General features: G+C 43.3%; 14 protein-coding genes. 3 read left to right on the forward strand and 11 right to left on the reverse strand.

Translation table 11 applies throughout. The annotated features are described in order from the left end of the window. Positions 1 to 52: 52 nt before the first annotated feature. Together ELZ47_RS08050 and nagB are read right to left on the reverse strand one after the other, a co-directional pair. Positions 53 to 1,408, reverse strand: coding sequence for a DUF1958 domain-containing protein (locus ELZ47_RS08050; RefSeq protein ID WP_126435754.1), 1,356 nt, complete (start codon positions 1,406 to 1,408; stop codon positions 53 to 55). 151 nt (positions 1,409 to 1,559) lie between these two features. Beyond that, positions 1,560 to 2,267, reverse strand: coding sequence for a glucosamine-6-phosphate deaminase (nagB, locus tag ELZ47_RS08055; RefSeq protein WP_126435755.1), 708 nt, complete (start codon positions 2,265 to 2,267; stop codon positions 1,560 to 1,562). Positions 2,268 to 2,401: 134 nt separating this feature from the next. Here nagB and ELZ47_RS08060 point away from each other — a divergent pair, with 134 nt between their 5' ends. From ELZ47_RS08060 to ELZ47_RS08070, 3 genes are read left to right on the forward strand one after another with little or no spacing between them, the layout of a single operon-like run. Then, on the forward strand, positions 2,402 to 2,581 hold the full coding sequence (locus tag ELZ47_RS08060) for a hypothetical protein (protein WP_164549594.1): 180 nt from the start codon (positions 2,402 to 2,404) through the stop codon (positions 2,579 to 2,581). A gap of 9 nt (positions 2,582 to 2,590) precedes the next feature. Then, positions 2,591 to 3,619 carry a tRNA preQ1(34) S-adenosylmethionine ribosyltransferase-isomerase QueA gene (queA, locus tag ELZ47_RS08065; protein WP_126435757.1) on the forward strand — a complete coding sequence of 343 codons (1,029 nt, stop codon included), beginning with the start codon at positions 2,591 to 2,593 and terminating at the stop codon, positions 3,617 to 3,619. A 16-nt stretch (positions 3,620 to 3,635) separates the two neighbouring features. Beyond that, positions 3,636 to 4,106 (forward strand): arginine repressor, encoded by a 471-nt coding sequence (locus tag ELZ47_RS08070; RefSeq protein ID WP_002929798.1) that lies wholly within the window; start codon positions 3,636 to 3,638, stop codon positions 4,104 to 4,106. Between the two features lie 127 nt (positions 4,107 to 4,233). Here the strand turns inward: ELZ47_RS08070 and ELZ47_RS08075 are convergent, their stop codons facing one another. From ELZ47_RS08075 to ELZ47_RS08115, 9 genes are all read right to left on the reverse strand, one after another. After that, on the reverse strand, positions 4,234 to 5,571 hold the full coding sequence (locus ELZ47_RS08075) for a dipeptidase (protein WP_126435758.1): 1,338 nt from the start codon (positions 5,569 to 5,571) through the stop codon (positions 4,234 to 4,236). Positions 5,572 to 5,592: 21 nt separating this feature from the next. Next, entirely contained in the window at positions 5,593 to 7,104 is a 1,512-nt protein-coding gene (locus tag ELZ47_RS08080; protein WP_126435759.1) for a YfcC family protein, read from the reverse strand. A 201-nt stretch (positions 7,105 to 7,305) separates the two neighbouring features. Beyond that, positions 7,306 to 8,253: a carbamate kinase gene (arcC, locus tag ELZ47_RS08085; RefSeq protein ID WP_125338225.1), complete on the reverse strand. Its 948-nt coding sequence runs from the start codon at positions 8,251 to 8,253 to the stop codon at positions 7,306 to 7,308. Between the two features lie 166 nt (positions 8,254 to 8,419). After that, the gene (gene argF / locus ELZ47_RS08090; protein ID WP_002896073.1) at positions 8,420 to 9,436 is read right to left on the reverse strand and encodes an ornithine carbamoyltransferase; all 1,017 of its coding nucleotides are present in this window, start codon (positions 9,434 to 9,436) and stop codon (positions 8,420 to 8,422) included. A gap of 50 nt (positions 9,437 to 9,486) precedes the next feature. Further along, positions 9,487 to 10,716, reverse strand: coding sequence for an arginine deiminase (gene arcA, locus ELZ47_RS08095; RefSeq protein ID WP_126435760.1), 1,230 nt, complete (start codon positions 10,714 to 10,716; stop codon positions 9,487 to 9,489). A 289-nt stretch (positions 10,717 to 11,005) separates the two neighbouring features. Then, positions 11,006 to 11,692 (reverse strand): Crp/Fnr family transcriptional regulator, encoded by a 687-nt coding sequence (locus ELZ47_RS08100; protein ID WP_126435761.1) that lies wholly within the window; start codon positions 11,690 to 11,692, stop codon positions 11,006 to 11,008. Positions 11,693 to 11,739: 47 nt separating this feature from the next. Continuing rightward, positions 11,740 to 12,237 (reverse strand): DUF1648 domain-containing protein, encoded by a 498-nt coding sequence (locus ELZ47_RS08105; RefSeq protein WP_126435762.1) that lies wholly within the window; start codon positions 12,235 to 12,237, stop codon positions 11,740 to 11,742. Further along, the gene (locus tag ELZ47_RS08110; RefSeq protein ID WP_002900829.1) at positions 12,224 to 12,505 is read right to left on the reverse strand and encodes an autorepressor SdpR family transcription factor; all 282 of its coding nucleotides are present in this window, start codon (positions 12,503 to 12,505) and stop codon (positions 12,224 to 12,226) included. Before ELZ47_RS08110 ends, ELZ47_RS08105 begins: the two co-directional genes overlap by 14 nt. Continuing rightward, positions 12,483 to 13,271, reverse strand: a complete 789-nt coding sequence (locus tag ELZ47_RS08115) for a YhfC family intramembrane metalloprotease (protein ID WP_126435763.1) — start codon at positions 13,269 to 13,271, stop codon at positions 12,483 to 12,485. The genes ELZ47_RS08110 and ELZ47_RS08115 overlap by 23 nt, the downstream gene beginning before the upstream one ends. Positions 13,272 to 13,303 lie beyond the last annotated feature (32 nt).

A 13,303-nucleotide genomic window follows, 5' to 3' on the forward strand; every position in this document is an offset into this window, starting at 1 on the left:
GAGTTTTAGCTTGGAAAGTCATTCCGTTCGTCTGTGACAGAGGACATTCCCTTTATTCAACATCTGTATTTCTACGACGTTCCTGTTTTGCAGCCTTGCGTTTTTGACGACTGCGATATTCAAAGTACAGAATGATCAACAGGATGCCAACAGGCAACAGAATTAACATCTTATCGCTGAAGAACACGCCATACCAAGGCTTGCTTTCTGATTTGCTGCCAGTCACATTTTCAATGGCCTGAGCAACTGGATTCTCAACTTTCTCGACTTTCATTTCATCAGAGATCTTACTAGACAAGGTCTTCAAGCCATTTTCAGCCTTGAGAACATTGTTTTCAACCTTGACTTTAGGCTCGGTTCCCTTTTTAACAGTAGCGTAGAAATCCTCAGGCAGCTTATATTTCTGTCCATCAATCTCCTGCTCACCCTTGGATAAGAGTTTTTTGTACTCATAGTCCGCATAAGCCTTCTCAATCAAAGCATTACCAAAAGGATGGCGGTAATACTCACCGTCTTGGTCAGACCAGTCACCGACTCCCATAATCACAGCAATCATGCGCTGATCTCCACGCTTAATGGTCGCGATATAGTTGAAAGCACCGTTAGGACTAGAGCCCGTCTTCATACCATCTACGCCCTTGAGTGCGTATTTAGCACCCGGCAGGGAGTAATTATAGGTTTCAAAGGTTTCCTCGTAAGGAGTTCCGGCTTTAACCGTAACCTTGGCTTTATTAGTATAGTTTAGAATCTCAGGATGGTGGTTGACAAAGTTGTAGGCCAGAATCGCCAAATCACGGGCTGTTGTCTGATTGCTGAGAGTATTATCGTAATTCTGAGGATTGTAATATCCCTTGAAAGAAATCGCCGCTGCACCGCTGGCATTGAACCACTTGGTATTGGTCATGCCCAGCTCTTGAGCCTTGGCATTCATTCGATCCAAGAAAGCATCTGGATCATTATCCGATAGATAATTGGCCAGCATGACGGTTGTCGCATTGGATGAAGGAACGATTGTCATGGTAATGAGCTCAGATACGGTATAGTCCACACCTGCGACAATCTTATTATTAGAAATTTCATAAATATTAGCGATGGCCTGATCCTGAGGTGTAGCTGTAATGACCGTCTTTTCGCTGATTTTTCCTTCCTTAATCGCTTCAAAGACCAAGTAAAGCGTCATGAGCTTACTCATACTGGCTGGGTCACGTACCTCATCGACATTATCCTCCCATACAACATCACCTGTACTGCCGTCAATAACGAGAGAAGACTTGGGACGATTAATCGCCTGAACATTATCATGCGGATACATCTTTTTAGCCATATCCACCAATTCATCAGACCTAGCAGCTAGTGGTACTAACGAGGTCAGGAACGCAATTCCCAATAACAAAAGCTTTTTCTTCACAGGATCCTCCAAAGAACAATTATACCTATCTAGTATATCATATTTTACGCAAAGTCAACCATAAATCGAAAAAATCCTACCTAAAAAATAGATAGGAAATTAAGAGACTTTTATCTGTCAAAGCCAGTTTTATAGCAACAATGTCAAAATCTTAGTGTTTTAACAAACTAAGAGCTTCCTTATCAGCAATAATTACAACATCCGGATGCTTCTGGAGAGCACTGCCTGGCAGTTCCTCCGTCACCTCACCCTCAACAGTCCCTGCTATAGCCTTGGCCTTAGCTGAACCATAAGCAAAGAGGATGATGGACTTAGCATTGAGAATATTGCCAATTCCCATGGAAATAGCCTGAGTCGGAACATCTTCCATCTTGTCGAAGAATCGAGCATTGGACTGAATGGTGGACGGTGTCAGATCTACTAAATGAGTCTGACTTTCAAAACTAGTCCCCGGCTCATTAAAACCGATATGACCATTCGTACCAATTCCCAAAATCTGCAAATCAGCCGGATGCTCCGCTAGAAGCTGATTGTACCGCGCCACTTCTGCTTCTAAGTCTGTCGCTGCACCATTAGGCAGGAAGCTTGCTTTAAAAGGCTTTTGGTTAAAGAGGTGCTGGTTCATGAAATAGCGATAAGACTGAGGATCGTCCTCCTGCAAACCAACATATTCATCCAGATTGACACTAATCATCTCTGAGAAATCAAGGTCGCTCTCAACGATCTGCTTGTAAAATTCTTCTGGGCTGCTGCCTGTAGCCAAGCCCAAAGTTTTTGCCCCCTGAGTCAGCTTTTCTTTGAGCAGTTCGAGAGCCACTTTGCCACCTTCTACTTGGTTTTCCACTTGAATAATTTTCATTTTCCACCTCCACATCTTTTCTTAATTATATTATATGGTATAGACCAATTTTTGTCAAGAAAAAGTCGGTGAAATGAAGAGATTTTTAAGTCATGCTCGCTTCCTTTTGCTACAAATCGTGTTATAATAGAACCATGTTTTTACTGAGTGTTTTATTGATTTTATTTTTAGTCGGAGTCTTGCTCTGCAGCCTGAGCTTCCTCATGAAAAAACAGCGAGGCTGGCAGATGCTAAGCTTGATTTTGGGCGGCTTACTTACAGCTAGTCCCTTCCTACTGGCAGCCTACCTACTCTGGCTGATGAAAACAATATAAGGAGATACGATGAATACCGCTGATTTTGATTTTGACTTGCCCGAAGAGCTGATTGCTCAGACGCCTTTAGAGAAAAGAGATGCTTCACGCTTGCTAGTGGTCGATAAAGAAACGGGGACCTTCTCGGACCAGCACTTTGACCAGATTATTGATCAGCTCCAGCCCGGCGATGCCTTAGTTATGAATAATACGCGTGTCCTGCCTGCCCGCCTTTATGGTATCAAACCTGAGACAGGGGGCCATGTCGAGCTACTGCTGCTGAAAAATGTCCAGGGTGATGACTGGGAAGTGCTAGCCAAGCCGGCCAAACGCCTCAGAGTAGGTGCTCAGATTTCCTTTGGCGATGGGCGCTTAACTGCCACTGTGGTAGATGAGCTTGATCACGGTGGCCGAATCGTGCGCTTTGGCTACGAAGGGATTTTCCTAGAGGTCTTGGAAAGTTTGGGAGAAATGCCGCTTCCGCCTTATATCCACGAAAAACTGGCAGACCGCGAACGCTACCAGACTGTCTACGCTAAAGAAAACGGCTCTGCCGCTGCGCCAACTGCTGGACTTCATTTCACAGAAGAATTGCTGGAGCAGATTGCAGCCAAGGGAGTCGAGCTGGTCTATCTCACCCTTCATGTCGGACTGGGAACTTTCCGACCGGTTTCTGTGGACAGCTTAGATGATCACGAGATGCACTCCGAATTTTACAGCCTGTCCGAGGAAGCTGCCCAGACACTCCGTCAGGTCAAAGCTAAGGGAGGCCGTGTCATTGCAGTCGGCACGACATCTATCCGGACTCTGGAGACAATCGGAAGTAAATTCCAGGGGCAGATTCAAGCCGACTCTGGCTGGACCAATATTTTTATCAAGCCGGGATACGATTGGAAGGTCGTTGATGCTTTTTCAACCAACTTTCACCTGCCCAAGTCAACTCTGGTCATGCTAGTCTCTGCTTTTGCCGGACGTTCCTTAACGCTTGAAGCTTATGAGCATGCTATTGCTGAGCGCTATCGCTTCTTCAGCTTTGGTGATGCTATGTTTATCAAATAACTATAGGTGAAAATTTATGAATAAAATTGAAAGCAGACACCGTCTCATCCGCTCCTTAATCATGGAGAAAAAAATCCATACCCAGCAAGAACTTCAGGAGCATTTGGAAGCAAACGGCGTCATTGTAACCCAGTCCACTCTTTCACGAGATATGAAAGCACTCAATCTGGTCAAGGTCAGTGAGAACGATACTTCCTACTATATTATCAACAGTATTGCACCATCCCGTTGGGAAAAACGCCTTCGTTTCTATATGGAGGATGCTTTGGTCATGCTGCGGCCAGTTCAAAACCAAGTCGTCATGAAAACCCTGCCTGGTCTGGCCCAGTCTTTCGGTGCAATCTTAGACGCTCTAGAGCTGCCACAGATTGTTGCTACTGTCTGCGGTGATGACGTCTGTCTGATTATCTGCGAGGATAACCAAGGTGCCCTTGACTGCTTTGAGAAGCTCAAAGAATTCACCCCACCATTTTTCTTTAGTAAATAAAAGCTGAGACAAAATTGCCTCAGCTTTTTCTATTTACGATTTTTGTCTCAATGAAAGCTATTAGTAAATCAGCAAGCCATACTTGACCAGAGCAATGCAGTACAAATAAGATTTGAAGATGGTTCATTTAAGGTGTTGTAGCCAAACGATAAATGGCCTCTGCGTAAATATCCATGGCCCGATACAGATCATCTAGGCGGAATCGTTCATTGACCTGATGCTCTGTCTGATCAGCTCCCGGAAAGAGGGCGCCAAAGGCAACACAGTTAGGCATAGTACGAGCAAAGGTCGCTCCGCCAGAAGACATAGCTGGACTGTTGTCTCCTGTTTTCTCCTGATAAATTTCCATCAGGGTGCTGACCAACTCGCTGTCCAAAGGTACGTAGAGCGGAGCCAAGTAGTCAAACTCCTGATATGTCAGCTCATATTGACTGGCTATCTCTGCCAGCTTTTCAACCAACTTATCCTTGTCTGCCAAGACCGGAATTCGCATGTCAATCCGAATCTCAGAGCGGTCAGAGCTTAAAGTCAGACCGGCAACATTAAAGGAAAGAAAACCCGACGGTTCATCAGACACAGGACCAAAGAGATGGCTGCCTGTTGCATCTTCACCGACCGCCTGAGCCAGAAATGCAAGAGCCGGATGCGAATCCAAGGGCTGCAAGACCTTAGCTAGGCGAATAATGGCATTGATTCCTTGGGCGGCATCCTTGGCGTGCTTGGGCAAGCCGATAACCGTTACTTCTTCTGCCGTTCGCTCATATTCATAACCTAAATCTTCCAATCCTGCAACGACTGACTCTAGTAGGCTGCCCGAATAGGAAGCCTTGGCAGGAACGACATTAAAAGCTTGACCAGCTTCGAGCTCTAAAGTGTCAGAGCCCGGCCCTTCCAGCTTGAGCTGCAGAAGCCCTTTCTCAGCATAGGTCAAAGGGAAGGAAGAATCTGGTGCAAATCCAAGTGCAGCCTGCTCTTCAAGCTGATTATACCTAGCCATGCAGCGCCAAAGCGTCTCCTCATCTGTACCAAAGATAAAGCGAACCCGCTTTTTAAATTCCACTCTGCTATCCAGCAATGCTTTTACCGCATAAAGAGCGGCCATAGAAGGTCCCTTATCGTCCTGAACCCCACGGCCGAAAATCCAGCCATCCTTGACAGTAGCTTCAAAGGGAGGCGTCTGCCAGTCCGACTCATCACCTGATGGAACAACATCCAAATGACAGAGAACGGCCAGGAGCTGAGCTCCATGACCGATTTCTGCATATCCGTAATAACCTTTAGGGTCGAGGTAGGTGGTAAAACCTAACTCTCGACAGATTTCTAAAGTTTTTTCTAGGACATCTTGGATAGCTTGTCCAAAAGGTGTTCCATTTTGACCTTCATTTAGCACTGAAGGATAAGAAACGATTGTTTTCAAAGATTCAAGAAAATCTTCTTTAATCTCTTCCGTTATAAAATTTTTCATGGAATCACCTCAGCTTCTAGCTTATAGGAACGGTAAGAAAGTTCCTAGGAGTAAGAGACCAATACTGATAGCAATGATAGCTACAATCAGCTTGCCGATAAATTTCCACCAAGTACCGATATTGATACGTCCGAGTGCCAAAGCTCCCATAACGATACCAGAAGTTGGTGCAACCAGATTCAGCACACCTGAAGCAGACTGATAAGCTGTGATGATCAAGCTAGCCTTGACATTGACAAATTCTCCCATCGGAGCCATGATTCCCATAGTTGCACTAGCTAGACCAGATGATGATGGGATAAGGAAGGACATTGGCAGGTAGAAAATGTAAGTCAAGACGATAAATACTTGTGATGACAAACCGCTGAGTCCTTGTTTGCCCCAGTTGAGGATAGTGTCTGTAATCATACCATCGTTCATGATAACTTGGATACCACGGGCGATTGCTACGATCAGGGCTACGCTAAGCAAGTCAGCTGCACCGTTCATGAAGGCTGAGATAATCTTGTCTTCTTTCAGACCATACACAACACCAATCAGGATTCCCATGAAGGCAAAGAGCATCGCTCCTTCTGGGAAATACCAAGTACCCAGTGCGGAAGTAGATGAACCAATAATCTGACCAAGAACTGGAAGTCCAGTCAGCCAAGTATTGAAGTCCTTAAAGATAGTAATACCGAGATCTGTCCAAGGAATGAAACTCAATACCATAAGGACAAATGTCATGATGAACAGGAATAGAACAATTCTTTGTTTCTTGCTCAGAGTTGACTCAACAGATGAAGAAGTTTCAACGTTAAAGTGTTTCAAATCTTCTTCTCGAGTGCTGTAAACCAATGACTTGGTCGGATCTTTTTGAATCTTATCCGCATAGCGGTACACAAACCAAGTACTGAGAGCAGTCAGAACAACCAAGAAGATGAGACGAAGGACAATCCCTTCACCAGTTCCGACACCAGCAGTCGCTGAAGCGATACCCGTTGCAAATGGATTTAGTGTAGAAGCCAAACATCCGATTTGCGAACCAAGCAAAATAATAGCCACCCCAGTCAGACTGTCAAAACCAACCGCCATCATCACTGGTACCAAAAGCGGATAGAAGGCCATGGTTTCCTCACCCATACCATAGGTTGTACCACCAAGAGCAAAGAGAGGCATCAAGACAACAATCAACATCTTTTCGCGCCCCTTGTATTTCTTAACAATAGAGGCAATTCCCACATCCAAAGCGCCAGTTTCATTGACGACGCCAAGGAAACCACCGACCATTAGGATGAAGAAGGCAACATCAATCGCAGCTGTAGTTTCCTTAATCAAGGATCCTTCCTCAGGATGCGTGCCCAGCATTGCACGAATCGGTGCCATCAGGACATCCCAAATTCCTTGTGGATTTTGGGGCTGAGGCTGGTAAACACCTTTTACAAAAGCCCCGGCTGGGATAATCCAAGTCAAGATTGCCATAAGGGCAATGATGAGAAGCAATACGGTATAAGATGAAGGCATCTTAAACCCTTTTTTTGTTTTTTCACTCATTTGTTTTTCCTCCTAAACGTTTTTTACGAGGTTACGAACCTGCATTTTCCTGCATGAGTAAACAAGAAAACGCTTACTTTGTTTATATTTTACCATATTAACATTGAAAAAGCCAGTATTTTTGAAAATTATAAATGATTTTCAAGAAAAGATTTCCAGCAAAGAAATGATATCTGCTATCAGCCTTCAATCAGTATTTTTTTAGCCTTTTTCGATAATTGTTCCGCTTTCAGACTCAATCAGAGCGCCTAGATTTTCCAGAGATGTGATAACTGCTTTTCCTTCTGGACGGCCGTTAACAAAGGCGATAGCCGCTTCTACTTTTGGAAGCATGCTGCCTGGTGCAAATTGTTCTTGCTTGATGTATTCTTCCAACTGAGCAACATTCACATGTTCCAGTTTTGCTTGATCTGGTTTGTTGTAGTTGACAAAGACATAGTCCACACCAGTCAGAACGATAAAGAGGTCCGCATCAACCAACTCTGCCAAGCGCTGAGAAGCAAAGTCCTTATCAATAACGGCTTCAACACCAGTAAGATGGCCATTGTCTTCCTTGACGACAGGAATTCCGCCGCCACCCGCAGCTACTACTACTTGACCTTGATTCAAAAGGGTACGAATGGTTTCAATTTCCTTGATATCCACTGGCTTTGGTGAAGCAACAACCTTACGCCAACCGCGGCCAGCATCTTCTTTGAAAGTCGCTCCGCTCTTTTCAGCTTCCGCTTTTGCTTCTTCTTCTGAGTAGAAAGGACCGATTGGCTTGCTGAGGTTGACAAAAGCTGGATCGTTCTTATCAACTACTACTTGAGTCACAACAGAAGCGACATTCTTTTCGATGCCTTCATCCAAGAGAGCATTTTGCAAGGCATTTTGCAGCCAGAAGCCAATGCTGCCTTCTGTCATAGCCACAAGAGAGTCTAGCGGGAAGGCAGGATTCTTTTCAGAATCAGCTGCCAAGTGTTGCAGCAGCAAGTTTCCTACTTGCGGACCATTCCCATGGGTGATGATAAGGTCATCCCCGTTTTTAATCAATTTCACCAAGTGTTTAGCAGTTTCCACCAAGGCTTCCTGCTGTGCTTTCGCTGATGGGTCAGATGAAAGGATGGCGTTTCCTCCCAAAGCTACAACGATTTTACGATTTGCCATTTAATTCTCCTTTATTGCACTCCAAAGAATGCGCTTCCAATTTATTTTGGTAGATTTTCAAATTTTCAATAAGTAAATAAGCATTCCTTATCATATAAAAGAGGGCCGGACTAAAGCTATTAGTCGCAGCCCTCATAGCTGTTGGTAGACGGTTTCTTATGTAAAATTATACTTTTGGAATGTAGAGGTTTCCAAGAGTTGCAGCCATAACCGCTTTAATTGTGTGCATACGGTTTTCTGCTTGGTCGAAATGACGAGCATATTTGCTGCGGAAGACTTCGTCTGTTACTTCCATTTCCTCTACGCCGAATTTTTCAGCGACATCTTTACCGTAAACAGTATTTGTATCATGGAATGCTGGTAAGCAGTGCAAGAAAATCAAGTTTTCATTATCAGCTTTCTTCACCAAATCCATGTTAACTTGGTAAGGTTTGAGGAGGGCAACGCGTTCTGCAAACTTGTCTTCTTCACCCATTGATACCCAAACGTCTGTGTAAAGAACATCAGCGCCTTTAACTGCTTCGTCAGCATCTTCAGTGATTAGCACACGAGCGCCGCTTTCTTTAGCAAATCCTTCTGCCAATTCAACGATTTCTTTTTCTGGGAAGAGTTCTTTTGGCGAGAAGATGTGAACGTTGACGCCAAGGATAGCTCCTGTTACCAGCAAGCTGTTGGCAACGTTGTTACGTCCATCACCACAGTATACCAATGTCAAGCCTTCCAGACGGCCAAAGTTTTCTTGAACTGTCAAGTAGTCAGCCAACATTTGAGTTGGGTGCCATTCGTCAGTCAAACCATTCCATACTGGAACACCTGAGAATTCTGCCAGTTCTTCCACCATGCGTTGGCTGAAGCCGCGGAATTCAATCCCGTCAAACATACGACCCAAAACTTTAGCAGTGTCTTCTGTAGATTCTTTCTTGCCAAGTTGGATATCGTTAGCACCAAGGTATTCTGGATGTGCTCCCAAATCAATAGCCGCTGTTGTAAAAGCTGCACGAGTACGAGTAGATGTTTTTTCAAACAAGAGAGCGATATTCTTACCAGCAAGATAGTGGTGTTGAATATTGCGTTTTTTCAAATCTTTCAAGTGAGCTGAAAGACCAATAAGGTATTCTAACTCAGCACGGCTAAAGTCTTTTTCTGCTAAGAAGCTACGTCCTTGGAATACTGAATGTGTCATTCTATTATTTCCTCTTTCTATTCTTTGAGTATCAGTAAAATACTGGATTCCTAAATTTCTTCACGTTCAAATGGCATAGACATACAGCGTGGTCCACCACGACCGCGAACCAATTCACTTCCGCGGATCTTAATCAAACGCAAGCCGTATTCTTCCAAAATCTTGTTAGTAACTGTATTGCGATCATACACTACTACCACACCAGGTGCGATAGTCAAGGTGTTAGAACCGTCATTCCACTGCTCACGCGCAGCAGCTACGATATTGCCACCGCCACAGCGAATCAGGTGAACTTTTTCCACACCAAGGTTTTCTGCCAAGATTTCTGCCAAATCACCTTTTTCTTCAACAATCTTAAGTTTGTCATCAACATAAGTCACAGAGTAAACGTGAAGATCGCCTTCGATTTCTGGGTGAATCGTAAACTTGTCGTAGTCAACCATAGTGAAGACAGTGTCTAAGTGCATGAACTTACGATTGTTGGCAAATTCAAAGGCCAAAACTTTCTTGAAGCCAACATTTTTCTTGAAGATATTGACCAAGAGTTTTTCGATAGAAGCTGCGTCTGTACGTTGTGAAATACCAACCGCCAGCACATCTTTTGAAAGAACCAGTTCGTCCCCACCTTCGATACGTGTATCTTCTTCACGATTGTATACCAAATCTACTTTTCCACCATATACTGGGTGGTATTTGAAGATGTATTTACCGTAGAGAGTTTCACGATTACGAGTATCCGCATACATGTGGTTAAGCGATACTGCATTACCAATCGTAGCAAATGGGTCACGTGTGAAGTAAAGGTTTGGCATTGGATCAATAGCGAATGGATAATCAGATTCTACCAAGTCCGTCAAGCCTTTTGCTTCTTCAGGAATTTCTGGTAATTCAACTTTTTGAACCCCTGCCATTGTTTTTTCAACCAACTCTCGGTTATCTTTGATACCACGGAGCAGTTCGCGAATAGCCTTCTTGGTTTCACGGCCACGAATATTGGCCTCTTCCAGATATTCTTCGATGAATTGCTCGCGGATTTCTGGAGAAGTCAGTGACTCAGCAGCCAGCTGCTCAAGATAGAGCACCTCAACTCCTTCATTGCGAAGCGCTTGAGCAAAGTTGTCATGTTCTTTTTGTGCATCTTCCAAGAAAGGAATATCGTCAAAAAGAAGACGTTCCAAATAGTCCGGCTGCAAGTTTTCCAACTCCTTGCCAGGACGGTGCAACATAACTTTTTTCAGTTTTCCAATTTCTGAGAAAACATGAATTGGATGTGTAGACATCTACTATCCTCCTTTTTCTTTGCGGTTTAGGTTTTCCTAAGCCCGTTTACATGTACTATTCTAGCATTTAATGCTACCGCTTTCAAGAAAAAGCCTACATTGCAACTGCCAAATCCTTTGCTTTTTTCTATTTCTATTTTTATAATATTCTTCTTTAAAGCGTTTTCTTTGAATATTTTATCCATTATATTATTTTTGTGAATATTTATTTTTTAAAACAAAATCAGTACATGGTTAATATTAGAATATTTTGAATTTATTTAACAAAAAAGAAGCTAATCAAAATAGATCAGCTTCCAGCAAGGTATTTCATGAAATATTCTTTATCCTTAAAAGTTAATTTTTTATGATCATATTCAATCCGACCTTCATCCAAGAGCTTTTTCAGAACTTGATTGACCGTTTCCCGGGTCGTAGCTCCTAGCTTTGCCAACTCTTTCATACTAATAGGAAATGGCAGACCGTCTCCCTCCTTGCACAAATCCATGCAGAGCAGTGATAGAGACTGGATAACACGCTCACTGGCACTGGCCGCTACGACATTTCGCAATCTCAATTCCTGAAATTCCAAGATTTGCGATAGCCGCTTGGTAATGAACAACAGCTGGTCCACACTCTTCTTAGAATATTCTTCAAACAAATCGATAGGAATAGAGAAATATTCGACATTGGTGACAGCGCTGGCAGTGTAATGATAGCGTTCATCAAAAAACATTCCTCCATATGGGAAAACACTGTTTTTCTTGACATAATCCATATAAGAAAATGTGTCTGTCGAATCATACTGCTCAATCCGCACATAGCCTTGAGACAAGAGGAAAAGACGCTCACGACGATCCCCCGCAAAAAAGATAATTTGTCCTTTAGGAATCTTACGATACTGAATCTCTACAGCCAATTTATCGAAAAGCTCCACTGGCAGATTGACAAAGGCAGGATGCTGCCGGATATACTGATAATGCTCCTTGGTAATCATGATAGTCCTTTGATTTGATACTTGATACCATTATACCATAAATCCGCTTACAGGCAGAAAACAGCCATTATAAAAATAAGAAAGCCTAGCAAAACTAAAAGATGTGCCCACTTTCTATTCATGGGTTTTCTATCCGCCTGGACTTTTTTCGGCAGATAATTTCCCATAATTATAAAAACCACACCAACGATCACAGTTGCTATTTTACGGATATCAAAGTCCTCGTCTAAGCCCCCATAGATAGTCGCCATATAGAGTAAGACAAAGCTAAAGGGGAAGACCCAGCGAATAAGGTGTTTAAAAGTGGGATTTAAGATATCTTTAGCAACAGTAGACCAATAAATCATAACTTCTAGCAGCATCATGACAATTGGAAAAGCAGATATTATTAGAAACTTAGGTAAAAAAGCATTTCCTTTTCCAGATAAGTCAAAGTGAATAGACAAGTTTTCTGGTAATGTTTGATAGACCCATACGGCATATAAAACTGGCAAGAGCATGACGCCAAGCGCCCAACCTAATTCTTGTAAACTATTTTTTTTCATTTTCGTTTCCTCCTCCAAGAGATTGAAACCAGGCAAGAATTTCTTCAAAAACAGTGACATCTAAGCTGTAATAAATAAAGTTCTTCTGCTTTTCTTCTATGAGCAGACCGGCTTTCTTTAGCTGAGAGAGGTGGTAGGATACCGTCGCAGGAGTCAGCTCAAAAGCTTGAGCAATCTCCCCAGCAGACTTCGGACCATGCTTGAGCATTTCCAGAATCCCCCTTCGAACTGGGTCAGCTAGGGCTTTAAGCGTTTGACTGATGCCCATGATTGAACCTTTCCTTCAGGTAAACTTTCAAAATTTTCTTGGTCAGAAAGACTAGTGCCACTACTTCTACTAAGAGCAGAGCCTCAACAGCCAGTGGCGGAAGAAAGCCTACCTGAGCCAGAGCAGGCGCTAGGTCAATCAGGGCGTGAAGTCCCAGAGCAGCTAAAAAATACACTGGAGCCTTCTCCTTGACCGCCTTCCAAACCCAGAAGGTCAGAAGGATTTGAATGAGAATAGCCAAGATCCGCTCAAGAGCCAAAAGATAGATGCTGCCAGCGCTCATGGAACGGACATTGTCAATAACTGCTTGAGGAATTTGAGCCAGCGTCTGAGCATTCCCCTGAGTCACTACTTGAGCTATAACCCAAAAGTTTAAGAGACTGACAATACCAACAAACAAAGCCTCAATACCACCATGACCCAAGCCATAGGCCACACCATCCCTAAAGGTCAGTGGACGCTTCTTTTGCAACCAGTAAAAGATGACCCAGCGGGCTGTTTCTTCAAAGATAGCTGCCGCAGCAATACCATAAAGAACATATAGCCAAGGTTTTTCCGTCTGCAAAGCGATAGTTCCATCAGCCTGAGGCTGTAAAACGATACGATGCAAAATATTTTCCAGAACTTGACTCGATAAATAAAAACCGACTCCCCCTAAAAGAAAGACTAATAGAGAAATGTGCTTGGTCTTTTTAAAATAAACCAAAGGAACAAGGACTGTCCCTAAAATCAGCAGCATAGCAATCAAGATATGAATGGAAATCATCGTTTTTTCTCCTAAACTGTTTTGGTTTTTTT

The sequence above is a fragment of the Streptococcus sanguinis genome, from assembly GCF_900635155.1.
In the GTDB taxonomy this organism is placed as follows: Bacteria; Bacillota; Bacilli; order Lactobacillales; family Streptococcaceae; genus Streptococcus; species Streptococcus sanguinis_G.